24 protein-coding genes and 1 tRNA gene are annotated in these 24023 nt (G+C 34.2%); 5 read left to right on the plus strand and 20 right to left on the minus strand.

Annotated features, from left to right (window positions below):
• Positions 1-252 precede the first annotated feature (252 nt).
• Positions 253-906 carry a hypothetical protein gene (locus tag QWY90_RS05985; protein ID WP_290284947.1) on the minus strand — a complete coding sequence of 218 codons (654 nt, stop codon included), beginning with the start codon at positions 904-906 and terminating at the stop codon, positions 253-255.
• Positions 907-1251: 345 nt separating this feature from the next.
• On the opposite strand from QWY90_RS05985, the gene dcm reads away from it, so the two are divergent.
• Complete coding sequence (dcm, locus tag QWY90_RS05990) at positions 1252-2487, plus strand: DNA (cytosine-5-)-methyltransferase (RefSeq protein WP_290286938.1); 1236 nt, start codon at positions 1252-1254, stop codon at positions 2485-2487.
• Between the two features lie 8 nt (positions 2488-2495).
• Here the strand turns inward: dcm and QWY90_RS05995 are convergent, their stop codons facing one another.
• The 14 genes from QWY90_RS05995 to QWY90_RS06060 form a co-directional block, all read right to left on the minus strand.
• Positions 2496-3203, minus strand: coding sequence for a PmeII family type II restriction endonuclease (locus QWY90_RS05995; RefSeq protein ID WP_290284949.1), 708 nt, complete (start codon positions 3201-3203; stop codon positions 2496-2498).
• A gap of 20 nt (positions 3204-3223) precedes the next feature.
• On the minus strand, positions 3224-4633 hold the full coding sequence (locus QWY90_RS06000; protein ID WP_290284950.1) for a hypothetical protein: 1410 nt from the start codon (positions 4631-4633) through the stop codon (positions 3224-3226).
• Positions 4630-6807, minus strand: a complete 2178-nt coding sequence (locus QWY90_RS06005; RefSeq protein ID WP_290284952.1) for an ATP-binding protein — start codon at positions 6805-6807, stop codon at positions 4630-4632. Before QWY90_RS06005 ends, QWY90_RS06000 begins: the two co-directional genes overlap by 4 nt.
• The gene (locus QWY90_RS06010) at positions 6807-8117 is read right to left on the minus strand and encodes a DNA cytosine methyltransferase (protein ID WP_290284954.1); all 1311 of its coding nucleotides are present in this window, start codon (positions 8115-8117) and stop codon (positions 6807-6809) included. Before QWY90_RS06010 ends, QWY90_RS06005 begins: the two co-directional genes overlap by 1 nt.
• Positions 8118-8380: 263 nt before the next feature.
• A complete protein-coding gene (locus QWY90_RS06015) occupies positions 8381-8791 on the minus strand; it encodes a hypothetical protein (protein ID WP_290284955.1) in 411 nt (136 codons plus the stop codon).
• A 208-nt stretch (positions 8792-8999) separates the two neighbouring features.
• Positions 9000-9581 (minus strand): transposase, encoded by a 582-nt coding sequence (locus QWY90_RS06020; protein ID WP_290284956.1) that lies wholly within the window; start codon positions 9579-9581, stop codon positions 9000-9002.
• A gap of 115 nt (positions 9582-9696) precedes the next feature.
• On the minus strand, positions 9697-10179 hold the full coding sequence (locus tag QWY90_RS06025; protein WP_290284957.1) for a DNA-deoxyinosine glycosylase: 483 nt from the start codon (positions 10177-10179) through the stop codon (positions 9697-9699).
• A 388-nt stretch (positions 10180-10567) separates the two neighbouring features.
• Entirely contained in the window at positions 10568-12748 is a 2181-nt protein-coding gene (gene scpA, locus QWY90_RS06030; RefSeq protein WP_290284958.1) for a methylmalonyl-CoA mutase, read from the minus strand.
• 11 nt (positions 12749-12759) lie between these two features.
• Positions 12760-13053 (minus strand): type II toxin-antitoxin system RelE/ParE family toxin, encoded by a 294-nt coding sequence (locus QWY90_RS06035; RefSeq protein WP_290284959.1) that lies wholly within the window; start codon positions 13051-13053, stop codon positions 12760-12762.
• Positions 13043-13279 carry a hypothetical protein gene (locus tag QWY90_RS06040; RefSeq protein WP_290284960.1) on the minus strand — a complete coding sequence of 79 codons (237 nt, stop codon included), beginning with the start codon at positions 13277-13279 and terminating at the stop codon, positions 13043-13045. The genes QWY90_RS06035 and QWY90_RS06040 overlap by 11 nt, the downstream gene beginning before the upstream one ends.
• 24 nt (positions 13280-13303) lie before the next feature.
• Positions 13304-14680 (minus strand): methylmalonyl-CoA mutase subunit beta, encoded by a 1377-nt coding sequence (locus tag QWY90_RS06045; protein ID WP_290286940.1) that lies wholly within the window; start codon positions 14678-14680, stop codon positions 13304-13306.
• A gap of 6 nt (positions 14681-14686) precedes the next feature.
• Positions 14687-15040 (minus strand): FtsB family cell division protein, encoded by a 354-nt coding sequence (locus QWY90_RS06050; protein WP_290284961.1) that lies wholly within the window; start codon positions 15038-15040, stop codon positions 14687-14689.
• A gap of 1 nt (position 15041) precedes the next feature.
• Entirely contained in the window at positions 15042-15650 is a 609-nt protein-coding gene (udk, locus tag QWY90_RS06055; RefSeq protein ID WP_290284962.1) for a uridine kinase, read from the minus strand.
• A 153-nt stretch (positions 15651-15803) separates the two neighbouring features.
• Positions 15804-15878, minus strand: a tRNA-Pro gene (locus QWY90_RS06060).
• Positions 15879-16026: 148 nt separating this feature from the next.
• Between QWY90_RS06060 and trxB the strand changes: the two genes are divergently transcribed.
• Positions 16027-16974: a thioredoxin-disulfide reductase gene (trxB, locus tag QWY90_RS06065; RefSeq protein ID WP_290286942.1), complete on the plus strand. Its 948-nt coding sequence runs from the start codon at positions 16027-16029 to the stop codon at positions 16972-16974.
• A 171-nt stretch (positions 16975-17145) separates the two neighbouring features.
• Here trxB and QWY90_RS06070 read toward each other — a convergent pair whose 3' ends face one another.
• The 5 genes from QWY90_RS06070 to QWY90_RS06090 all read right to left on the minus strand — a co-directional run bounded on the left by QWY90_RS06070 (position 17146) and on the right by QWY90_RS06090 (position 21523).
• Entirely contained in the window at positions 17146-17982 is an 837-nt protein-coding gene (locus QWY90_RS06070) for a GIN domain-containing protein (protein ID WP_290284963.1), read from the minus strand.
• A 114-nt stretch (positions 17983-18096) separates the two neighbouring features.
• Positions 18097-18840 carry a head GIN domain-containing protein gene (locus QWY90_RS06075; protein ID WP_290284964.1) on the minus strand — a complete coding sequence of 248 codons (744 nt, stop codon included), beginning with the start codon at positions 18838-18840 and terminating at the stop codon, positions 18097-18099.
• 2 nt (positions 18841-18842) lie between these two features.
• Entirely contained in the window at positions 18843-20588 is a 1746-nt protein-coding gene (locus QWY90_RS06080) for a PspC domain-containing protein (protein WP_290284965.1), read from the minus strand.
• A complete protein-coding gene (locus QWY90_RS06085) occupies positions 20585-20926 on the minus strand; it encodes a PadR family transcriptional regulator (protein ID WP_290284966.1) in 342 nt (113 codons plus the stop codon). The genes QWY90_RS06080 and QWY90_RS06085 overlap by 4 nt, the downstream gene beginning before the upstream one ends.
• Before the next feature lie 141 nt (positions 20927-21067).
• Positions 21068-21523, minus strand: coding sequence for a DUF4870 domain-containing protein (locus QWY90_RS06090; RefSeq protein ID WP_290284967.1), 456 nt, complete (start codon positions 21521-21523; stop codon positions 21068-21070).
• A 196-nt stretch (positions 21524-21719) separates the two neighbouring features.
• Between QWY90_RS06090 and QWY90_RS06095 the strand changes: the two genes are divergently transcribed.
• The 3 genes from QWY90_RS06095 to QWY90_RS06105 all read left to right on the plus strand — a co-directional run bounded on the left by QWY90_RS06095 (position 21720) and on the right by QWY90_RS06105 (position 24005).
• On the plus strand, positions 21720-22172 hold the full coding sequence (locus QWY90_RS06095; RefSeq protein ID WP_290284968.1) for a DUF4442 domain-containing protein: 453 nt from the start codon (positions 21720-21722) through the stop codon (positions 22170-22172).
• A gap of 77 nt (positions 22173-22249) precedes the next feature.
• Positions 22250-23155, plus strand: a complete 906-nt coding sequence (locus QWY90_RS06100; RefSeq protein ID WP_290284969.1) for a TIGR01777 family oxidoreductase — start codon at positions 22250-22252, stop codon at positions 23153-23155.
• 310 nt (positions 23156-23465) lie between these two features.
• Positions 23466-24005: a nucleotide exchange factor GrpE gene (locus QWY90_RS06105; RefSeq protein WP_379691365.1), complete on the plus strand. Its 540-nt coding sequence runs from the start codon at positions 23466-23468 to the stop codon at positions 24003-24005.
• Positions 24006-24023: the final 18 nt, after the last annotated feature.

Raw genomic sequence — 24023 nt, forward strand, 5'->3', positions numbered from 1 at the left:
CTTGTAGTTAAGCCTCATGTACTTGTAGTTAAGTCTTGTGTATTTGTTGTTAAGCTTTCTGTACTTGTAGTTAGGCCTTGTGCACTTGTAGTTAAGCGTCATGTAGTTGTAGTTAAACCTTGCGTACTTGTAGTTAAGCCTGATGTATTTGTAGTTAAATAAAGAGTTATTATATTTCGACAAATAAAAAACCTGATAGTGATGGGCTATCAGGTTTTTATCGCAAAATTTTAAATATTTTTTTAAACTTCATTATACTTTTAATCCTTTTATCAATTGGTATTCTGGCGAACCAAAACCATATTGAGCCTTAACACTATCTTTTATGCTAACAGCCATTTGAGATAAAGCATAATAACTATCTATTCGGGTGGCATTGGTTTGTACAAAATTAGAGAAGGAATTCATAACTAAATTGTTTGCACCAACTGCAATAGTGTAAAGATCATTTAATGCTGCTATTTTAACTTCTCCTTGGGTAGGTTGATAATTAGTGCCAAAGTTGGTCAAATTCACAATCATGTCGGCAAAGAACTGAGCTTTCGAATTATAAGATTGATAAGATTGACTAACGATAGCCTGATCAGATTTTACATTAACCTTTTTGCGATTATTAGCCCCTCTAATTTTAGAGATGATACCCGCAACATCCCTTGCTTCTTTACTAATTCTTCCATAAATTACCTTTACCGTTCCATTAACGGGCGAAAGGACCTTGTCTATAGAATACTGCCCTTTGTCAAAAACTTGAATTCTGTTTTCCACCGCCAAAGAGTAAGCCTGCTTATTTCCAGCTACAGTGTTATTGAATCCCTTTGTAGTGTTAATTAAATCAGTGAAACTGCTAATGCTGTACTCTGGTTTAATAGGTTGGTAATCCCTAAAGGTTAACAATGCGGCTACCATGCTCTCTGCGTTACCGATTCTTGCTCCGTAACTTCTTTCTGAAATTGATTTCATAACTATTAGATTTAAAATTATTTGTGAACTATTTCACTTTAAATCGCGAGCCAAGAAATATGCCAGTAATAGTAAGATAATGCTTAAGATTTCATTAAGATTTTGGAAAGCCTTATTTGGCGGGCGCTTTTTATGGTTTACTAGATGAAAGGATTCTTGAGTTTGCGGAGGAATATATTTTAATTAGCATACAGTTTGTTAATAAATTTATGTTGATAACATTTAAAAATGACTTGTAAAATTAACAAATAAAAGATTTAAATTCGTAACCATTGTGTAATGTTAATTAACATGGTTATGAAAGAATATTTGACTCTTGCAGAGGCAGCAGATTATGTGGGAAAAAGCAAAGAAACTTTGAGAAGATGGGATAATGATGGAAAATTACCTGCCGTAAGGGAGCCTTTAAGTAATTATAGGGTATACAGAAAATTAGATTTAGATAACCTTTTTGGTGATTTGTTAGATGATAAGATTGTAGAATCTGTATCAAATTATGTCAGACCAGATAGGGATTATAAAGTTATTGAGTTATTTGCAGGAGCAGGCGGTTTGGCTGTTGGTCTTGAAAAAGCAGGTTTAAAATGTGAAGTTCTGAACGACTTTGACAAATGGGCTTGTCAAACGTTACGGGAAAATAGACCCAACTGGAAAATACTCGAAGGAGATATCAGATCATTTAGTTTTGAACAGTATAAAGGTCAAATAGATATCGTAACTGGTGGATTTCCTTGTCAGGCGTTTAGCTACGCAGGTAAAAAACTCGGTTTAGCTGATGCAAGGGGAACACTTTTTTATGAATTTGCTAGGGTGGTCAAAGAAGTTAATCCTCCAATTTGTATTGGTGAAAATGTTCGGGGATTGTTAAGTCACGAAAATGGAAAAACATTAGAAGGTATGATTTCTATTTTAGATGAAATTGGTTATAAAGTTGTGCCTATTCAAGTTTTAAAGGCTATACACTACAAAGTCCCGCAAAAAAGAGAGCGATTGATATTGGTTGGTATCCGTAAAGACATTGCTGTAGGCTATGAATATCCAAAAGCTTATAAACGAATTTATAATTTGAGCGATGCACTTAAAAAAGGAGACTTGTTCAATTGTGATGTCCCTCAATCTGAAGGAGCAAAATATCCAAAGAGTAAAATAGAAGTTCTTGATATGGTTCCGCCAAAAGGATATTGGAGAGACTTGCCTTTAGAAATACAAAAATCTTTTATGGGAGGAAGTTTTCATTTGGGTGGTGGTAAAACCGGAATAGCCAGAAGAATAGGATGGGATGAGCCTTGTCTTACATTAACTTGCAGCCCTGCACAGAAACAAACCGAGCGTTGTCATCCAGAAGAAACAAGGCCTTTTACGGTAAGGGAATATGCCCGGATACAAACATTTCCGGATGATTGGACATTCACTGGGTCAGTAGCGCAACAATATAAACAAATCGGTAATGCCGTTCCTGTTAATTTAGGAAAGGAAGTCGGGTATTCTGTTATAAAGTTTTTGAATCAGTATTATCAGGAAAGGTAAAGGCATGTTTATTTATATTTGGCTTCAATTTCTTTGGCTAAAGCTTTAATGGTTTGTTCTACAACATGACTAGCATCAACTTCTAAGGCCACTTCACCAATGGCATCAATTAGCTCAAAATAGAAATCTTTTTCTCCTGTTAATCGGTGCCAAAAGTCCTGCCCAATATGGATAGGAAATTGCTCTCCAATTCTTTTATAATGTGAACTTAACTCTGCTTCTTCACCATATACAATACCAACAATCATGTCATTAATTCCGATATTTAAGTTGTTTGTTTTAGCAAGATTTCTAACACCTTTAAAATGGTCAACAATTGTTTTAACGTCATCATGGTTTATTGTATTAGGGCCAGCCTTTAACTGACAGTATTTTTTCCTGCCATCAATTTCGTCAATAAACTCTATATCGATTCCGAGTGTTGTAGAACCTAATCCTTGAAATAGGGTACTGATTAAGTTCTGAATTTTCATTCCAAAAGAGGTGTTAATAGAAGAACCCAATATCCTTGGCAAAACCAAAGCTCGGGCAATACTTTCAGCATCGTCATTTCCTGTCAAAAAGTTAGCCAGATATTTAAATAAGAATGGATTAACGTTATATTCAGAAAGTTTACTTGCTCTGGAACACGCTCCGTCAATATGATTTTGAACGATTTCAGTTCTGAAAAAGTTCTTGGCATTTTCTATAATCTGGTCTCTTTGAGTTTTGTTCATTGTTTTTAAATAAAATTTAATTATAAATACAGAACTCCAGCTCTATTAATATGACTTCCCAGTTTCACCTGTATATCGGCTAACAATTGTTGTCTTAATTTAAAATTGCTTTGTCTTTTCTTTGACGTTGAGTTTTGAATTGAGTATAAATACTTAAAATCAAAAACTAGTAAATAATCTATTCCATCAAAATTAATTATGGCATCTGAAATGTAATTGAAAGCATTACCTTTCTCGATAGGATAATCCTTTTTAATCAATAAACCTGGTAAAATTCTGCAACAAGGCATTTTTTGTTGAGCATAATCACAAATGGGAGAAACATTTAATTCAATTTTCACAGAGCTCTCAACTATTTCACTTCGTAAACCTCTGTTTTCATCTCTTAAGAGGGAATTAACAATATTATTGTAATTAGATTTTAATGCAACTTGTCTTATTTTTACTTTATCAATATCCTTAACTGCTTTTTGTTGAGCTTTAGCAATAACGTCTTCTCTTTGTTCAGAAGGAATCTTTTGATTTTGTTTTACCTTATCTAATGTAAATTGTATTAAGTCAAATTGTTCTTGAATTTCATTATCGACAAGAAAAAATGTACCCGGCAAATCCCCATTAAAGGAATCCTCAGCTATTAATAATTTTTTGTTAACTATTGTTTTGAAACTATCATCACCTTCAGTTGAAATCACTTCTTTGAATTCTTTATCTTTTCCAAATAAAGATTTTGAAATGTTATTTTCTAAAGTATCTATAAATGAGTGATTTAATGTGTAAAATGAGTTTTTAATTTTATCAATTTCATTTAATGCTAACGTCTCCTTTCCACCATAAGCATATGCTAATTTGTAAAGAAGATATTTTGCAACATCATCCCATTTTTTATCTTTATCAATAAAATTTATAAAGTTATTTATCAATTCACCTGAGGAATTATTGACAATATTTTCCCAAAATGAAAAAACTTTTAGTACTTTAAAGTCTTCAGCATTTTGATGAATGTTATCAATAATAAAAGCTATTGGATCTTCTTCTGTTTTTGCTTTTACTTTATCTAAACTAATGGTTAATATTGGTTTGTAGTTGCTTAATCTGTCTTCAAAAGCAATTTTTATTGCATGACCATATTTGTCTTCTTTTGTACTCCAATAAACAAGTATATAATTGCTGTTAGGCTCTAAAACTTTTGTTAGTCTTGCGCTAATTGCTGATATAATATTTTCTTCTTTAGCATTGTTGTCATTGACAAGTAGTAAATCTAAAAAGACTAGTCTAACATTTTCAATTTGTGTGTCAGGTAAATCAGATCCATCTTCTTCATAGAAATAAAAATATGGTATTTTTTGTTTACTTAACGCAGTTAATAATGCTTTTACTTCTTCGTATTTATCATCAAAAACAACAACTTTTCCATTAGTAGGTAGAATCATATCATCTTCTTTTTGTTTAACCTTAAAACTACAACAGCTCCGTTTTCAAATTCATCTTCTAAATCATATTCTCCAATTTCTGGAAATAAAATTTGTCCATTTTGTACTTTCATGACCTCACTAACAATATGTAGTCCTAAACCCATACCGGAAGTTTTATCGCTAACAAAAGGTTTTGTGAGTTGGTGTATTGGTAGTCCAAATCCAGAACCATTATCTGCAACTAAAATATCTACATAATTTTCATTATTATAGAGGTCAATTAGAATCTTTTTTTCAAATTTTATATTACTTACATCAATTTTCTTTCTTTTTCTTTCTAACCAATAAATAGAATTATCAATGATATTTACTATAGCACCGAGCATAAGTCTCTTGCTGCATTCAATTTTTTTACTAGGCTTATTTTGATAGTCTTTTATTAATTGAACATTATGGGCTTTTAATCTGTATTCAATGTTAAATATCGCACCATTTATTAACTTTACGGAGTCCTCTTCTTGATTTTTTGCTTGTCTGAATAAATCACTATAATTCTCTATTAATTCATCAAGGTGTTTTACCAAGTTTAATATATTTTCAGGAACAGACTCTTCTTTAACTAAATAATTTAATTCTGAGATAACTTTTTGGACTTCGTGAATTCCAACGCCCATAGTCAAACCTATTCCAGCACTTGTTAATAGTACCTCGTTAATATGATTGTAATCCTTCTCAATTTTAACAAGATGTTTTGTTATTTCTATTTTTAGAGATTCGGGCTCAACTTTTGAATCAACTAAATCTCTTAACTTTCCTAAACTATTAATTACTGGTTCTTGTTTTTCTGTAGGATTAAATTTTCTCCTAATTGTATCTTTATCGTCTTTACGTAAAGTTTCAATTATGTTAAGCGTGTAAAGAATAGAAGTACAAAAATCATTAAAAGCCTCATTTTCTATAAAGCCTTCTCTATTGGTTTTTTCAATTAATGCTGAGCTTTTCTCTTCGTTTAGATCTATCACGCTAAGAATAATATTATTACTAACCCTTTTTGCAGGTATGTTTACTCTTCTCATATCTAAATTCAACCAGTCATTGCCCTTTTCTCCATATTCATTGATTCTTATATTATTTCTATAAACCCTTATTCCTCCTTGTTCATCAAGATAATCTTTTAGCAATGTAATGCCTTGATGTTGACTCAAATCCAGAGTTAATTTATCTCTATCAAAAATATATCCTTCAAAACTAATTGGGCCGATAGTTTTTGGGTTATCATTATCACCATAGTTTTTAGAAAGATTTAAAATTGACTCTTTCTTTTTTCCGTTAATTTTCTCTTCAAAAACTAATGTCGATCTATCATTTATATAATCATCCTTTTCAGTAATCTTTCTGGATTTAACACCTGTCAAACTTGCCCAAGGTGTAAATTCATATAAAAATTCTTTAATCTCAGAGCCTTCTATTTTGCATTTAAAATGCCATAACGCAAACTTTTCAACATCATCCCACTTAGGCATTTTTTCAAGTAGCTTTGGGTCATCTGTATCTAATTCTACTCTGAATTTACCAGTTTTATGAAAAGGGGAATTAAGTGTAAAAACAGATTTGTATAATTCTCTAACCATTCTTTTATCCCATTCACTTCTTAATCCTGAAATAATTATTTTTGTACCAGTTCTATTTCCTTTAAAATATTCGGGATTAGTTCTTTCAAATACATCAAATTTTGCATCTTTTAAGTATTTGTTTTTTGCAAATTCATTCCAGTCAATTTTTACAACGACTTCGTTTTTATCTTTTCTTTTTGATATTAATTCTATTTTAGTTCCAAGTTTATGTACACCAAATCTACCAATTCCTTTTTCTCCAATAGGAAGCCTTAAGTATTTTGGAGTTCTGACTCTTTTTCGAAATAAATTTTCTTTATAATCACTTCCAGGTTCTAACCAAACATTTTCAATGATTTCAATATCCATTCCTTCTCCTTCATCAATAATTTCAATGTATCCTTTGTCTTTATTGCCAATATTTACAAGTTTAACTTTTGCCCACCTTGAATCAGCATCATAAGAGTTTTTTATTAACTCTAACAATGCAATGTTTTCATTTTTGATTAGTTTATCTCCAAGTTGGAGCAATAATCTTGCTCTTGGTTGAAAAAAGTTTTTTTGTGATTTTAAATCCATTATAATAAATCTTTCATTTTTTTAGCAATTGCATTCGCCATTAAAGGCGGAACCGCATTACCAATTTGTTTAAAAGCAGCAGATCTTGACCCTTCAAAATAAAAATCATCTGGGAATGACTGTAGTCTTGCTGCTTCGCGAACTGATATAGAGCGGCATTGTTTAATATCAGGATGTATGTAGTGGTGACCATCTTTCGCAATATGAGCTACGACCGTATGTGCCACTCCTGTTCCGTCAATCACTTTATATCGGTCAATAAAGGAAGTTTGATTCTTGTGTGATTTTAGTTCTTCTGGTAAATCAGGATATCTTAACCGTTCTTTACCTTTATTCCATTTTTGAATGGCTGTTTTGTAAATAGCTAAATCTCTTGTATTATGAGGTCTTGAAATGTGTTGTGTTACGAAATCGACACCGTTACGCAATTCAAAGCGTTGTAAGTATTCGTTTTTGATTTCGGTATAAGGTGTTTTTTTAAATCCTTCGCCTGGTTTTAAAACAGGTAAATCAGTAAAAGCATCATTAACTGTATATTGTTTTATTATTTTTTGAAATTCTGGGAAACCAAAATCCTTTTCTTTTTTCCAGCCTACTATGATAATACGTTTACGGGCTTGAACTACACCATAGTCAGCTGCATTAAGGGTATCATGGTATACTTCATACCCAATTCTTCTGAAATAGGCCTTGAGGTTTTTAAAATGTAGTCCTTTGTTAGCACTTAACATACCAGGAACATTTTCAAATACAAATGCTCTTGGCTCAAATTCTTTTAAAAATCTGCCATATTGAATGTATAATTTATTTCTGGGATCGTTTTCAATATCCTCCTGATGTCTTCCTAGTAAAGAATAAGCCTGACAGGGCGGGCCTCCAATAATTAAGTCGATTTTCTTTTTGGATTTTCTTATGGTTTTGAAAATATTAGAAATCGTATCGTCATTAATCTCAATATTTATTACTGAGTCGATAATCTCTTTCGGAATCTCTTTAAAAAAAGATTCCTGTGTTATTTCACCTTTAATATATTGGTAATATAAATCGAGATTATTAATGGATTTTAGATAATGATAGGTTGCTCTTGTTCTGATAGTCTGACATGCCTCTAGGTTCATTTCAATATGAGCAATTGGCTCAAAACCTGCATTAATAAAGCCCTCCGACATACCGGATGCACCCGCAAAGAGGTCGATGTACGTTAATTTTTCGGCCATACGGAAATAGTAATTGATAACAAAAGTATCGATAAAATTCTCATAAAATACAAAAAAATCATGAAAAGTGTTGTAACATGAAAAATTTATCAAAATATAATAAAGCTATAAAAACACATGTTTTGTAATTATTGCTTTGCAGTTCATCTTTCGTCAGAATGACATGATTGTTTGGAGATTTATATCATCCCTAACGGGATTTTGGTAATTGATGGATTATTTTTTCTACCCAGATTTAATCCCTACGGGATTTTGTTTTGTTGATTATCCATCTAACCATATTAAACCCTAGCGGGGTTAGATGTAAAAAAACACCCACTTCTCAGCGGGTGTTTTTTACCAAACTATAAACTCTTTTATTTAATAAACGGGCTCTCGTAATTAAGGACTGTTTTAAAATGGTTAACCACAAAGGCGTGTTCCTCGGGTGGTGACATTTTTTTGGCTGACTTAGTTTCAATTTTCAGGTTATCGTATTTGTGTTCTTCACGAATAAGGTTGAACAACTCGACTTTTGCACCCGTTGGTCCAAAAAGAAGGATTTCGTCATAGTCTTTGATAATGGCTATAATGGCTTTGTAAAAAGCTTTTAGTTTTTGGTTTTCTTTGTGCTGTAACAAACTTTCACTGTGTTGCAAACCCTCTTGGTTGTCTAATCCTCTTAGGTCTGACTTTAGTGTTGTTGCTTTTAGTTCTTCGGTGTTGTATGCTATCACACGTGCTGTGGTATGGTCTAACCAAATACCGACTCTTCTTGTTGCTTTCATATTGTTTAATTTTAAAGATTGTTAAATTAGTCTTCGGGGCAAACAGATGGCCAATTTTAGTACTTTAAAGTTACGATTTTTTGATGTGAAAAGCGAGGATTATGGGTTTTATTTGGGGCTAAACCTGACAGGTTTTTAAAACCTGTCAGGTTTAAGGCATTATTAATCTTTGGCACCTTTAATAAAGAGGTGTCTAAACCTGTCAGGTTTAAATTCCTAAGAAAGTTTCTATGGAAGAATCACTTCTTTTTAGTTGGTGAGCATATTTAAAATTGTCAATATCACCGAAGATTTTAATTACTTCTTTTCTTTGAAGGTTTGTTGGTTTATCTGAAATAGAACTAATGTAGGAACTCCATGGATATTCCAAAGGATGTTCGCAAATAGTATGATTTACAGGATTATTATGAATATAGACTATGGTATTTTGAAAATAATTATCATAATTAATTTCCTTTCTTTTAAAAGGTCTTTCAAATAAAGCTCCATGCCTGTTATAACTTTTGTTGAATGCTTTTGTGTAGGCATTGAATAAATTTGAAAAAGATTGAGAAGGAGGGATTTTCTTTTCGGTTGTGATTTCCTCATTGTCTTTTATTCTAACCAAAAAGTGAAAGTGATTTTTCATTAAACACCAAGCAAAAGTTTCTGCTATAGGGTCAATATGGGTATCATATAACCTTAAAAAGTGTTCGTAATTTGAACTTTCTTTGAATAGTATATCACTATTTATTCCTCGATTATAGATGTGGTAGTATTTTCCGATTTCAAGAGGTTGAATTATTTTCATCGTTGTATCTTCTAGACCTGACAGGTTTTTAAAACCTGTCAGGTCTACAAAAATAGAAATGAAATTTTAAAGGGTGTTACACTTTAAGTGTACATTTTACCCGTGATAGTTTGGTTTAATTTTCCACTATCTGCTTCCACGCTTCCAATTTCCTTTGAAAAGAAAACCCTGCATTGGCTGGGCTGGTTGAGGGTAAGGTTACCAAAGTATAACTGTTGTCCACGGTAACATATTTTTTAAAGAACTTAGCAGCCTGTTGTCCATTAAAAAAGATGTGGGTAATATATGGGTGGGTTTTTAAGAAGTCATCAAAATCATTGGGCACTTCCTTTAAGATGGCACTATCCAGACTACCCTGGCGTTCGCAAGCCTGCAAGACATCCCATAGGGCGATACGATTAGTGAGGATGAGGTTTTTCTTTGTTTGATAATCGGTGCTGTAGGACTCGTTGCAAAGGGTAAACAACAGTTGCCAAAAATGATTCCGACGGTTTCCGTAATATTCGTTCAATGCTAAGGACTGTGCTCCGGGCATCGTGCCTAGAATTAGGATTTTGGCAGTAGTATCAGCGATAGATGGGAAGGATTGGATTGTCATGGGCTTGCAATTTACAAACTTAACTTTTATTAATCCCTTTAGGGATTCAATTTAGGTAGAAAGAATTGGTAGTATTAGGAGAAATCCCTTTAGGGATGATATAATCTGTGTCGGCTTATAAAAACATATCGTTGTGTAATTAATAATATATCATCCCTAGTGGGACTTTTTTGTTTGTTTGATTATTTTCTACCCTAATTAAATCCCTAACGGGATTATTTATAATTGGTCTCCAAAAATAGTAATGGAATTTTAAATGGTGTTACACTAAAAGTGTACATTTTAAATAAAAAACACCCACTGTGAAGTGAGTGCTTGATGTTATGGATTCCCGCCTGCGCGGGACACGAGAGCTTGCTCGACTGAACGTAGTTAAAGACAGTAAAAGTTAATCTTGTAGTAACACCTCCAAAATACTAATTGCAGCATCGCTAATTCTGGTTCCGGGGCCAAATACGGCTACGGCTCCGGCGTCAAAAAGGAACTGGTAATCTTGTGCGGGTATTACACCACCAACAATAACCATGATGTCTTCGCGACCGTATTTCTTAAGCTCTTCTATTACTTGCGGAACTAGGGTTTTATGACCGGCAGCTAGAGAGGAAACGCCGAGGATGTGCACGTCGTTTTCTACAGCTTGTTTGGCAGCTTCCTGTGGGGTTTGGAATAAAGGTCCGATGTCGACATCAAAGCCTACATCGGCATATCCTGTGGCTACTACTTTGGCACCACGGTCGTGACCGTCCTGTCCCATTTTGGCAATCATGATACGCGGACGACGACCTTCTTTCTTGGCGAAAGCGTCGGCTAATTGTTTGGCTTTTTCAAAGCTTTTATCGTTCTTGATTTCTTTACTGTACACGCCGCTGAATGATCTGATTTGTGCTTTATAGCGACCGAAAACTACTTCTAAGGCATCACTGATTTCTCCTAGTGTGGCTCGGTTTCGGGCTGCTTCTACGGCTAAAGATAATAAATTATTGTCATTACCGCTATTGTCATTCCCGCGTAGGCGGGAATCTCCTGTATTATCCGTAAATGCGTTCTTAGCTGCTTCGGTTAAATTTGCCAGGCATTCTTTTACCTTTTCGGTATTGCGGGTGGCTTTGATTTGTTCTAATTGCTCGATTTGCTGTTTGCGCACCATTTGGTTATCGACATCCAGGATTTGCAATGGGTCTTCTTTATCCAAACGGTATTTGTTGACTCCGACAATAATATCCTGTGTGCTGTCGATACGTGCTTGTTTGCGAGCGGCGGCTTCTTCGATGCGGAGTTTTGGAATTCCGGCTTCTATGGCTTTGGTCATTCCGCCAAGAGATTCCACTTCTTCAATTAGTGCCCAGGCTTTTTCGGTAATTTCTGCGGTAAGCTTTTCTACATAGTAACTACCGGCCCAAGGGTCGACTGTTTTGCAGATTTTGGTTTCTTCCTGTAGGTATATTTGTGTGTTACGTGCAATACGTGCTGAGAAGTCCGTTGGCAATGCAATCGCTTCATCTAAGGCATTGGTATGCAAGGATTGGGTTCCGCCAAAGGCTGCTGCAGCGGCTTCAATTGCGGTACGTGCTACATTATTGAAAGGGTCTTGCTCTGTTAAACTCCAGCCCGAAGTTTGACAATGTGTTCTTAATGCTAATGATTTTTCGTCTTTAGGACTGAATTGTTTTAGGAGTTTGGCCCAAAGCATTCTACCAGCACGCATCTTAGCGATTTCCATAAAATGATTCATTCCGATAGCCCAAAAGAACGATAGGCGTGGAGCGAACTCATCGATTTTCATTCCCGTTGCTAAACCGGTACGTATGTATTCTAAACCATCTGCTAAAGTGTACGCTAACTCAATGTCGGCTGTAGCACCAGCTTCCTGCATGTGGTAACCTGAGATGGATATCGAGTTGAACTTTGGCATGTACTTGCTGGTATATTCAAAGATATCGGCTATGATTTTCATCGATGGCGTTGGCGGATAGATGTAGGTATTACGCACCATAAACTCCTTTAGGATATCGTTTTGTATGGTTCCCGAAAGTAATTCGGTTGCCACACCTTGTTCTTCAGCAGCTACTATATAGAAAGCCATGATGGGCAAAACGGCACCGTTCATGGTCATAGAAACCGACATTTCATCTAACGGGATTTGGTCGAATAAGACTTTCATATCTTCGACAGAATCAATAGCAACGCCCGCTTTTCCGACATCGCCCACTACACGTTCATGATCCGAATCGTAGCCACGGTGCGTTGCTAAATCGAATGCTACAGATAATCCTTTTTGCCCTGCGGCAAGATTTCTTCTATAAAAAGCATTACTTTCTTCGGCAGTTGAGAACCCGGCATACTGACGGATGGTCCATGGTCGACGTACATACATCGTTGCATAAGGACCACGAAGGTTAGGGGCAAAGCCTGCTCCGAAACCAATGTGTTCAAGGTTTTCGATGTCGGCTTCCGTGTAGGAAGGTTTGAGTTCGATGCCTTCGGCGGTACTATAGTTGTTGGTGGGCAAACTTTTACTTTCAGCCTTTTGGCTATTACTTAGCTTTATGTGTTGGATATTTTTTCTCATAGTTTAAAAAACTATTTAGGATATTTTTTTGAATTTTTTGATGTATGAAAACAAGATAGAATCTTTATGGTTTTATTATCTACATCAACTACATAAAATAATAAAAACGGGAATATTTTTAGAGGAACTGCTCTGTAATTTTTATGTTTTATTTGATAATTTGGATTTAATTTAAGCGTATTATATGTTGCTTTTAGTTCGGTGAAGAATTTTAAAGCAAGTGTTATGTTTATTTCTGCATAATAGTCAGTTGCGTTTTCAATTTCATCTTGTGCTTTTTTAGAAACAATAATTTTAAAACCCATATTTTTCTTTAATTCTATTTAAAGATTCAGATGACTTTATGTATTCAGATTCCGGTTCATTTGCTCTGTCATCTAAAAGTTTTATTTGATTGTCTGAAAGTTGAAAATCATTTTCGTTTTTGGCTATGATTATTACTTCTACTTCCTCTGCCGTAAAATTGTCAGGTAAAGTTATGTTTATCTGATGATTTTTAACTTTTACAAATTGTCTGATAGCTTCCATCATTTTCTTTTTGTGAATTTACGAAAATTATTCTTTTTCTAATCGTTCCTGTTCTAACTTTTCAGCCAAACGCTTTTCAATAATCGGTGTGATTAAGGTTTTACGTGGATTTTGTTTTAGGAATGGAAACAATTCCAAATCGTGTTTCATTTTATCATTCTTGTTGGGGTATTTGTTGGTTCCCAATAAAACTTCTTTTCCTGAATCAAACAATTCCTGTTCCTTGGCGGCGCTTTCGCTGATTTTCTTTTGGATGTTGCCATCGATGAGTTGGGTAATGAAGCCCCCTTTTTCTTCGATTTCCTTGAATAATAGCAAAGCCTTTTCGGCTAGTTGTTCGGTTACCGATTCGATGTAATAGGCTCCATCAGCTGGATTACTGACTTTGTCAAAATAACTTTCGTGTTTTAAAACCAATAATTGGTTTCGTGCAATTCGGTCACCAAATTCGTTGTCTTTATGGTATAAAGCGTCATAAGGCAGATTGGCAACTGCATCGGCACCGCCTAGAATAGCACTCATGCACTCGGTAGTAGTGCGCAACATATTGACATTGTAATCGTATAAAGTCTTGTTCCGTTTGGTTGGTGTGGCAATGATATGGCAATCAAAAGTGTGCTTGTATTCGGCTGCCAAGGTGTTGAACAATAAACGCAAGGCTCTTAGTTTTGCTATTTCGAAAAAATAGTTTGTTCCAACAGCAACTTCAATTGTTATAGGTTGGCTTATGCTTTTGATTCGGTTGAAATATTCATTGACGTGTGCTAAAGTATAGGCGAGTTGCTGTACCATATTGGCACCGGCGTTTTGGTAGAGGGAGGCATTGATATTAACCATCCCGCCTTTCAGGCAAACCTCAAGTGGGTAATCCTTTGAGATAATGTTTAGTTTTTCAAAGTCTTTGTCACCGTTTTCGAACCAGTTTCCGTCTTTGGCTAGTTGCCCAATAGGGTCAAGTTGGATGATACACTTCGCGTTATTTTTGGCTGCAAATTCATTAATTTTAGTTACGAAATCGATTGATAGAAAAGGCAAATAAAAAAAATAGGGAGTATCTCCTAAAGGAAGATTTTGCATTAAGTCGGTTACGATAACATTCTCATTTTCAATTGTAAAACGTATGCTTTCGGCACCACGGGTTAAAGATTCCAGGGCTCTTTTATTAGATAAAGCAACATCATGAACATAGATGTTTTGAAGGATTTCAAAAGGTTTGGTGTTTTCCTTTAGGGTGTATTTTATTTCCGTTTCATCTTCGTGATAAAAGGGCCTAACCTTTATCCCTTCCAGACTTTCCCATACTAATGTGTCGTTGTAATCGGCTCCTTTTAGTTCGTATTGAATTTGTTGTTTCCATTGTTTTGAGGAAACAGGTTCGAAAGCATCAAATAACTTAGCCATAATGTTACCTTATAAAGATTTAGAATTTGTTTTTTCGTCCTTGATAGAATCGCCTTCAAATTCGATGATGTAAATATCTTCGCTATCGCGTTTCATATAGTATTTTTCGCGGGCGTATTTTTCTTGCAGATCAGGATTTTTAAGTTCTTTGATGTTTTCTTCATCTTTTTTGATTTCGTCCTGATAGTATTTTTTATTGTCTTCGAGTTCGTTGAGTTGTTTGTTTAGGATTCGGTGTTCCATATAGGAAGTATTGTCTAAAAACAACATCCAAACGGTAAAAAAAACCAATACAATAACGTATCTGTTTCCGAGAATTTTCAGAATAGGATAGGCATTCGTTAGGTTTTTAAAGTAACTCATTTTAGGTAATTCTTTGATTGATAACGGCTCTTACAACATCAATTGCCACGGTATTGTATTTGTCATTAGGAATTATAATATCAGCAAATCCTTTTGTAGGCTCAATAAACTGCTGGTGCATTGGTTTCAAGGTCGTTTGGTAGCGGTTTAACACTTCTTCCATATCCCGTCCACGTTCGGCAATGTCTCTTTTTAACCGGCGTATTAAACGTTCGTCAGAATCGGCGTGAACAAATATTTTAACATCAAACATTTCTCTTAGTTCTGGGTTGGCCAAAATTAGGATGCCTTCTACAATCATTACTTTTCTGGGATGCGTGATGATGGAATTGTCTGTTCGGTTGTGTGTTACGAATGAATACAAAGGCTGTTCAATGATTTCACCTTTTTTTAAGGCAGCAAGATGTTGGACTAACAATTCGAAATCGATGGCGCGAGGATGATCAAAATTGATAAGTGCTCTTTCTTCAAAACTCAGGTTATTATTTTCTCTGTAATAAGAGTCTTGCGAGATTACACCCACTTCGGTCTCGGGTAATTCATTAATAATCTGTTGTACAACAGTTGTTTTTCCACTTCCGGTACCGCCAGCAATTCCAATAATTAACATAAATAGTTGTGTAGATTAGTTTCAACAAAAATAGAAATTATATCGGAAGTTTTTAGAGAAAAGATAATAGAAAATAGAGAAAAGGAAAAAGAGGTAAGAATCAAGAATCAAGAATAAAAAAATCCCTTCTGTAAAACAGAAAGGATTCATTTGTCGGGGTGGCAGGATTCGAACCTGCGGCCTCCTGCTCCCAAAGCAGGCGCGATAACCGGGCTACGCTACACCCCGAAAGCGAATGCAAATATAATACTAAAAATCAGTTCACAAAATGTTTTTCAACAATAATCTAATCTTATTCACAAATTGCGTTTAGCGATTGTTTAGCGAATTTATTTTCGACTTAAAAGTTTACCTTTGCGACCAAATTAAACTACAGATTATGTCAGCGATTGAAAAAATAAAATGCTTAATTATAGGTTCGGGGCCTGCGGGTTATACTGCAGCGATTTATGCGGCCAGAGCTAATATGAATCCCGTGTTATATCAGGGAACACAACCTGGTGGTCAGTTAACTACGACGAATGAAGTGGAAAATTGGCCTGGAAATCCCGAAGGTATTACGGGTCCGGAAATGATGATTAATATTATGGAACAAGCCAAACGTTTTGGAACTGATGTTCGAGATGGTTGGGCTACGAAAGTAGATTTTTCAGGTAGTATTCATAAAGTTTGGATAAACGATACTAAAGAAATTCATGCTGAAACCGTGATTATTTCTACAGGTGCTTCCGCTAAATATTTAGGATTGCCTTCGGAGCAACATTATTTGCAAATGGGTGGTGGCGTTTCGGCCTGTGCGGTTTGTGATGGTTTCTTTTATAGAAATCAGGAAGTAGTGATTGTTGGTGCCGGAGATTCGGCTTGTGAAGAAGCACATTACTTATCTAAGCTTTGTAAAAAAGTTACTATGTTGGTGCGAAGTGAAAAATTCAGGGCTTCTAAAATCATGGAAGCGCGTGTTCGCAAAACCGAGAATATTACCATATTGATGAATCATGATACGGTTGAAGTATTGGGAGATGGGCAAGTGGTGACTGCAGTAAAAGCAAAAAATAAAACAACCGGTGAAGTTTTTGATATTCCGGCGACTGGTTTCTTTGTGGCTATTGGACACCAACCAAACACTGCTATTTTTGCAGACTATTTGAATTTGGATGAAACGGGCTATATCATTAATGAACCAGGAACCTCTAAAACTAATGTAGAGGGAGTTTTTGTGGGTGGTGATGCGGCAGATCATGTATACCGTCAGGCGATAACTGCAGCAGGTACGGGTTGTATGGCAGCTTTGGATGCGGAACGTTATTTGGCTTCTTTAGAGTAGTCTACAATGCCCTTTTGCGGATGTCCACTTATTCAGATTGCTGGTTAACAAGGACTACTCCGCCCTTTACCGAATGTCTACTGGACATTCTCCTCTTAATATCAAACCCCTCAAGAGGGGAATAAGCATAACAAAAAATCCCGTCTAGTTTTTTGAACCAGACGGGATTTTTTATTTTGATGGTTTTTTTCTAAGCTCGGCACTATCAGTTAAGTGTTTAACATCAATTTTTACAGGTTCGCCATATAACTCTATTTCACTATTTCCCGAGGCATTTATAGTTGCTATATTACTAATGTTGATGCTGGTTTTTGCATAACCACTTGTTTCTACCAATGCATTTTTCGCGGTTAATTTTTTACCAGTGAAATCCGTGTTGTTATCTAAACGGAGTTTTAAATCTAAAATATCACCTTCAACATCGGCGGATGATTTTTGATACATATCGAATTTCATTTCTCCACTAGAAATTAATGCTTTTACATAAGCACTTTTGCTTACGTCAACGGCTGTTTTTTCAGATTTTAAATTGAGTTCCACTTTTGATTTATCGTTAGCCATCAAAGTGAAGTTCTTGGTTTTAGCATTCAAAAACAATTTAGAATAGTCATAGCTTTTAAAGGTAACATTATCTAAAGCAACATCCGATAAAGCAGTGACATTGGTTTCATCTTTGGCAATGAGCATATTAAATTTATCGGTGTAGGTTACACGAACACTTAGTTTTTTGTAACTCGAAATGTCTCTAGAAGTTGAAATGCGGAGGTTTTTACCAGTCAATTTATATTCGACAAATTCTATCAGATTGTCATCGGCTTCTATTTCGATTCCGGATTCATTTCCTTTAATCAAAAATATTTCTAAGTTGTCTTCCACTTCAAGCGACTCAAAGTCGTTAACTTGTTTTTGTTCCAATTTAACAATTTTGGAACCTTTTACTTTTTCTTTCTTTTGTGCAAATGTCAGAACAGTAAGAAGAAGGAAGATTAGTGTAATTATTTTTCTCATGGATTTACAATCATTGTTTTTACCTCATACAATTCGTCTCGTTTTCTGAACGAGTCTCAAGTGTCAAAAATAGAAAAAAAAACATCCCAATTTTCATTGCGATGTTTTATTAACTTATTCTTTGGAAACACTTCCGCCGGAACTTTCTTCTTTGCTAACTGTTTTGGGAGAACTGTCATAATCGATAGAGCTTCCGCTTGATGCTTTTGCATTTAAACTTACTAAAGGATGTACATCGGTCGAGCTTCCGCTTGTTGATTCGGACACCACTTCATTTACTAGTAATTCTTTAGCATCAATAGTGCTTCCGCTTGAAGAATGCGTGTTTAATCGAAGTGCTTTTCCGATTACATTCAATGTGCTTCCGCTGGTACTTTCACATTTTATAGCATCATATTCTAAGTTTAAATTTGTTTCGCTACCACTACTGGTTTTTACATCAATGTCAGTTCCGCTGAACGTATTTTTTGTTTTAACAGAGGAACCGCTAGTGGTTTCAATCGCGGTTAATGAAGGCAATTTAACGTAAACGTTTTTTGCAGTAGCTTCATCAATATTTTCATCAGAAGAGATAAAAAGCGTACCGTTTTCAACTTTGGTAGTGATGTGTTCCTGCAGATTCTGATCGGCTTCTACTTCTACAAAATAGGTATCCGCTTGTTCTAATGTTACATTCATACCTCTACTTATTTCTACTTTTGTAAAGTTACCTTCAACGTTGCGTTTTTCGGTTTTTACATTTCCATTACCATCAATGCCATCACCGAAATGAATATCTCTTACATGACAGGAGCTAAACAATGTTGCTGCAATAGTTGCTGCAATTATTTTGGTGCAAAATACTACGAACTTTACCATGATTAGTTAGATTTAATTATTACTCCGTTTTCGCCAACAGTAAGTTTCCCAGATTTTGATTTTCCAGCTTTTGTTTCTGTGACTATTTTACCATTTACTTTTACAGTTACCACATCGGTGCTGTCATTTTCATTTGTGATATTCACTTCCTCTCCATCAACATCTCCATATTCATTTTCATCCACCGGACAGTTTAAGCATTTTACCTGAGATTCGTCCACTTTGTATATGTAATCTTTTGAACTATAGTGCAGATTGAAAAAGTCGTTATTTGTTCTATCATAGTCCTTAAAAATCTCGTCTGTTTTGAACAAGGTTCCTTTTGGTAAATAAAGGAACAATTCTACTTTTTGATCTCTGAATTTATTGGCAACAGCTGTAAGTAAATAATTATCTAAAATTAATTGATTTCCTTCAATTTTATAACTGTATTTAATTTTTTCTGCACGATTTCTTGCTTGAACGGCTGATTTTCCAACTGCTAGTCTTTCAACTTGAATGTATGGTAATGCTTCTTCCGTTTTCATAATTTCAATAGTCACATTGTTAGAATATATTATTTCGTTGTTATTCTCATCTTGAGTTAATCTGAAATCGGTATGATGAAAACTATCTTTTGAATAAAAATCATTGTTTTTAAATTTAACAAACAAGGTGTCAGTTGGTAACATATTGATAGCTTCTTTTTTAACAGTTTTACCATCGTATGCGATTTGAGTAGCTTCGTTTATTCCCAATGAAATTAGTACACCAACAGCAATTACCCATATACCCAACAAGCTGTATTTAGCAATGTTTCCAATCGATTTTAAGTTGGTTACTAATAGTTTTAAACCAAGTAGCAAGAAAAAGAACATTGGTATTCCAAATGCTAAAAGGAATAGTATACCCTGAGCCCAAATAGGTGTTTCTAAGCCAATTGGTGTGCTAATATGATTTAGAATATAATTATCCGGCATAGATGATGAGAACATCAATACAATTGAAGCAATAAAGATTCCGAGTAAAGAAAGAGATGAAAAAACTACAATGATGGCTCCTAATATTTTCGCAAATACTTTGAAAATATTCATAAAAATTTCTCCAACACCATCAGCTACTTTAGTAGCATTGGCTTTGACTTCGTTTCCCATTTTGTCATAATCAGCATTTTTAAACTTGTTAGAAACGCTGTCAAATTCTTCTCTTACTTTTTTTTCGATATTAGAAATGGTAACAGGTTCACCAGTCATTTCTAGTTTTTCAGAGGTGGTTACTGCTTTTGGCATTGCTATCCAAAGAATGATATAGGCAATAAATCCGGTTCCGAATCCGAAGAATAATATCAGGAATAAGATTTTTAACCAAACGGCATCAATTCCGAAATAGTGTCCAAGACCTGTACAAACACCGGCAATTGTTCCCCTGTCTTTATCACGATACAGTTTTCTGGATTTTGTATATGGATAAAATGGTTCAGCAGCGGCTTTATCGTCTGAATCGTCGTCAAGTCGGTAATCTTCTGGTTGTCCCATAACTGTAATTACTTCATCAACATCTTTATTATTGATTACGTGTTTGTCGCTTTTTTGTCTTTCAGTAAGCAACTCAGCAACCCGCATTTCAATGTCTTTCATGATTTCATCTTTTCCAGAAGAATTAGAAAGAGAACGTTTAATAGCCTCGAAGTATCGGGTTAATTTTTGGTATGCATCTTCATCTATGTGAAAAATTAAACCACCTATATTAATATTTACTGTTTTGTTCATGACTTTTTTGATTTGTTAGTTGTGATGATGTTTACGGCATCAGACAATTCGGTCCAAGTACCATTTAATTCAGTTAAAAATGTTTTTCCTATTTCTGTCAAACCGTAATATTTTCTTGGTGGTCCAGAAGTTGATTCTTCCCAACGGTAGTTGAGTAAACCGTCATTTTTTAGTCTTGTCAATAGCGGATAAACGGTTCCCTCTACCACAAGCAATTTAGCGCTTTTTAAAGTGTCTAATATTTCAGAAGTGTATGCTTCTTTGTCTCTTAAGACGCACAAGATACAAAATTCTAAAACACCTTTACGCATCTGAGCTTTTGTGTTTTCAATATTCATAATACATGATTTAATTTTTTCTGATTACTAATTCGTTTTTTGATTTTTGATTGAAACTAATGATTGATTTTTGATTTTTTCCGCTACGTTCCAAACAATTCGGCTGCGCCTCGGGTGATGATTGATTTTGATTGATGATTTTTATTTAAAAAACGGAATACTTAAAGGATATTTATATTCTTCTCCGTTTGACGCTTTAACTGCAGCATGAATGATTAGTACAAATTCTGCAACTTTCATAAATATAAATAGGAGCACGGCAACAATTCCGATTATTATGGCTCCAGTTAGGTTATGAATTTTTAAATGATTAATAATAAAATCGTGATCATGAAAACAAGCATCCAAAGGAATATTTTGAAAAACGGTATATATAAGTATTGGTATTGCTATTAAACATAACACAACACTGTATAAAAAAATGCTCAATTGAAAGTTCAACACTTGTTTTCCGTTATAATCAATAAATTCTGATTCTCCTTTTTTTGAACTCCAGATGACAATTGGAAAAATATAATTCCCAAAAGGAATAAGATATTGAGTCAAAGTGCTAAGGTGTAAAACTGTAGCGATGTTTTTGTCATTGGTTGTTGTCATGATTTTGTTTTTTAGTTGATGATTGAAACTTTTTTTATTTAATACTATAGATAGACCATTAATTTCTTATACAAAGATACAATCAAAAAAAGATACTATGCAATACAAAGTACTAATATTTAACAAAAAATTAACATTTAATTAAAAGGGATAATCAATCAATTTTATTGTATTTTTACAGTAAAATCAAGTGCTTATGGAATTCTCACCTTCAAAATTGAATACCTTTTTATTTTTTAAATTACCATCTGCTTTTTGGAGTGGAGTGCGAGTAAACTCTATTTCAAAAGAGAAATGTGTTGTAACAGTCAAACACAGATGGTTTAATCAAAATCCTTTTAAGTCAATGTATTTTGCTGTACAAGCTATGGCTGCGGAACTAACAACTGGTGCATTGGTAATGATGCAAATCAAAAATAGCGGTAAAAAAATCTCGATGTTAGTTGCCAACAACAATGGTAACTTTACTAAAAAAGCAACTGGGCGAATAACATTCACTTGTAATGATGGGCATTTAATTGAAGAAGCAATACAAAAAGCGATTACTTCTGGTGAAGGGCAAACAATTTGGATGAAATCTATCGGACAAAATGAAAAAGGAGAGCAAGTTTCAGAAATGAACTTTGAGTGGAGTATTAAATTAAAGTAGTAAACAAAAGTTAAACACATAACAATTAGGTTTTATTTATCAGATGTTGATTGTAACTTTGATAAAAATATTTAAAGATGAAGATTTTAATTACAGGGGCAACTGGTTTGATAGGAAATGAGTTGGTAAAACAGTTGTTAGCTAAAAATCATTCAGTGCATTATCTGACCACTTCAAAGTCAAAAGTGGTTAACAAACCAAACTATAAAGGTTTTTATTGGAATCCTCAGCAAACCAAAATAGATGAAAGTTGTATTTATGAAGTTGATGTTATTGTTCATTTAGCCGGAGCTAATATTGCAAAACGTTGGACAAATGCATACAAACAAGAAATTATAGAAAGCAGAACTTTATCGAGTGAATTGCTTTATAATTTAGTTCGGAAACACCCAAACCAAGTAAAACAATTTATTTCAGCTTCCGGAACTGCAATTTATCCTGAAAGTTTTGCTACCGTTTATGATGAAACTACGACAGAGACAGAAGATAGCTTTCTTTCTAATGTGGTCAAAAAATGGGAGGAAAGTGCTAATCGGTTTCAGGTTTTAGGTCTAAAAGTTTGTAAAATAAGAACAGGGATTGTCCTTTCTAATGTTGGTGGTGCTTTGCCGGAAATGGTGAAACCTATAAAAATGGGTTTTGGTGCTGCAATGGGAAATGGCAAACAAATCCAATCGTGGATACATATCAATGATTTGGTCGCGATGTATTGTTTTGCTATAGAAAATCAACTGGAAGGTGTATACAATGCTGTAGCTCCAAATCCGATAAGCAATCAAGAGTTAACCACTGTTATTGCAAAGACACTAAAAAAGCCACTTTTTCTTCCTAATATTCCACACTTTGTAATGAAGCTTATACTTGGTGAAATGAGTTACCTGCTTTTTTCCAGTAAAAATCTATCTGCTCAAAAAATTATAAATAACGGTTTTCAATTTAAGTTTCCCAAGATAAAGGAAGCTCTTGCTAATTTATATTCATAAAAAAAGTGCTGTTGTTTAACAGCACTTTTTTTTACTATAAAGATTGTTGAATTAATAATTTTTTACAGCGATATGCTAACCTAAATTGAATGTTTTTTATTATTGAAGAACAAATTTAACTTAAACGAAATCGTAATAGTCTTAAAATTTTATTAAAATTTTATTAAAATTTAGTATTTATTTTTTCTTTCAAAACGTTGAATAAAACAAAATTAAATGACAATTTGACATTTTCAAAGAATTGGCAGTACTTTTGCCAAACGAAAATCATCAAATGAATATAAAAAATATTTTTAAAAATAAAAACTCGATGAATACTGAGAATACAGAAAAAGAAACAGTTATTGATGAAAATGCATCAGAAAATAGTGTAAATGAAATTGAATCTGCAACTCAATTAACCGTTGAAGAAAAGCTCCAGGAAGATTTAGCTAATGAAAAAGATAAATTTCTACGTCTTTTTGCTGAATTTGAAAATTTCAAAAGAAGAACTGCCAAAGAAAGAATAGACTTGTTTAGAACTGCCAATCAAGACGTCTTACAAGCCTTGTTGCCAGTATTAGATGATTTTGACAGAGCAATGGTTGAAATTTCTAAATCAGACGATGCTGTTTTATTGAAAGGTGTAGAATTGATTCATGAAAAATTGAAAAGTACATTAGTTTCAAAAGGATTAGAGATAGTAGAAGTAAGAGTTGGAGATGCTTTTAATGCTGATTTTGCAGAAGCGATTACCCAAATTCCTGCACCAACATCCGATTTGAAAGGTAAAATCGTAGATGTGATTGAAAAAGGATATAAACTGGGTGACAAAATAATCCGTTTTCCAAAAGTGGTAATAGGACAATAAGTTAAGTCTAAATTTTAG

The sequence above is a fragment of the Flavobacterium paronense genome, from assembly GCF_030409795.1.
Taxonomy (GTDB): domain Bacteria; phylum Bacteroidota; class Bacteroidia; order Flavobacteriales; family Flavobacteriaceae; genus Flavobacterium; species Flavobacterium paronense.

Bases quoted from the DNA above. Each gene is read 5' to 3' on its own strand.
- QWY90_RS05985 (WP_290284947.1), bottom strand. From the start codon at position 906: ATGGTAGCCGCATTGTTAACCTTTAGGGATTACCAACCTATTAAACCA.
- dcm (WP_290286938.1), top strand. From the start codon at position 1,252: ATGGTTATGAAAGAATATTTGACTCTTGCAGAGGCAGCAGATTATGTG.
- QWY90_RS05995 (WP_290284949.1), bottom strand. From the start codon at position 3,203: ATGAACAAAACTCAAAGAGACCAGATTATAGAAAATGCCAAGAACTTT.
- QWY90_RS06000 (WP_290284950.1), bottom strand. From the start codon at position 4,633: ATGATTCTACCTACTAATGGAAAAGTTGTTGTTTTTGATGATAAATAC.
- QWY90_RS06005 (WP_290284952.1), bottom strand. From the start codon at position 6,807: ATGGATTTAAAATCACAAAAAAACTTTTTTCAACCAAGAGCAAGATTA.
- QWY90_RS06015 (WP_290284955.1), bottom strand. From the start codon at position 8,791: ATGAAAGCAACAAGAAGAGTCGGTATTTGGTTAGACCATACCACAGCA.
- QWY90_RS06020 (WP_290284956.1), bottom strand. From the start codon at position 9,581: ATGAAAATAATTCAACCTCTTGAAATCGGAAAATACTACCACATCTAT.
- QWY90_RS06025 (WP_290284957.1), bottom strand. From the start codon at position 10,179: ATGACAATCCAATCCTTCCCATCTATCGCTGATACTACTGCCAAAATC.
- scpA (WP_290284958.1), bottom strand. From the start codon at position 12,748: ATGAGAAAAAATATCCAACACATAAAGCTAAGTAATAGCCAAAAGGCT.
- QWY90_RS06035 (WP_290284959.1), bottom strand. From the start codon at position 13,053: ATGGGTTTTAAAATTATTGTTTCTAAAAAAGCACAAGATGAAATTGAA.
- QWY90_RS06040 (WP_290284960.1), bottom strand. From the start codon at position 13,279: ATGATGGAAGCTATCAGACAATTTGTAAAAGTTAAAAATCATCAGATA.
- QWY90_RS06050 (WP_290284961.1), bottom strand. From the start codon at position 15,040: ATGAGTTACTTTAAAAACCTAACGAATGCCTATCCTATTCTGAAAATT.
- udk (WP_290284962.1), bottom strand. From the start codon at position 15,650: ATGTTAATTATTGGAATTGCTGGCGGTACCGGAAGTGGAAAAACAACT.
- QWY90_RS06070 (WP_290284963.1), bottom strand. From the start codon at position 17,982: ATGAGAAAAATAATTACACTAATCTTCCTTCTTCTTACTGTTCTGACA.
- QWY90_RS06075 (WP_290284964.1), bottom strand. From the start codon at position 18,840: ATGGTAAAGTTCGTAGTATTTTGCACCAAAATAATTGCAGCAACTATT.
- QWY90_RS06080 (WP_290284965.1), bottom strand. From the start codon at position 20,588: ATGAACAAAACAGTAAATATTAATATAGGTGGTTTAATTTTTCACATA.
- QWY90_RS06085 (WP_290284966.1), bottom strand. From the start codon at position 20,926: ATGAATATTGAAAACACAAAAGCTCAGATGCGTAAAGGTGTTTTAGAA.
- QWY90_RS06090 (WP_290284967.1), bottom strand. From the start codon at position 21,523: ATGACAACAACCAATGACAAAAACATCGCTACAGTTTTACACCTTAGC.
- QWY90_RS06095 (WP_290284968.1), top strand. From the start codon at position 21,720: ATGGAATTCTCACCTTCAAAATTGAATACCTTTTTATTTTTTAAATTA.
- QWY90_RS06100 (WP_290284969.1), top strand. From the start codon at position 22,250: ATGAAGATTTTAATTACAGGGGCAACTGGTTTGATAGGAAATGAGTTG.
- QWY90_RS06105 (WP_379691365.1), top strand. From the start codon at position 23,466: ATGAATACTGAGAATACAGAAAAAGAAACAGTTATTGATGAAAATGCA.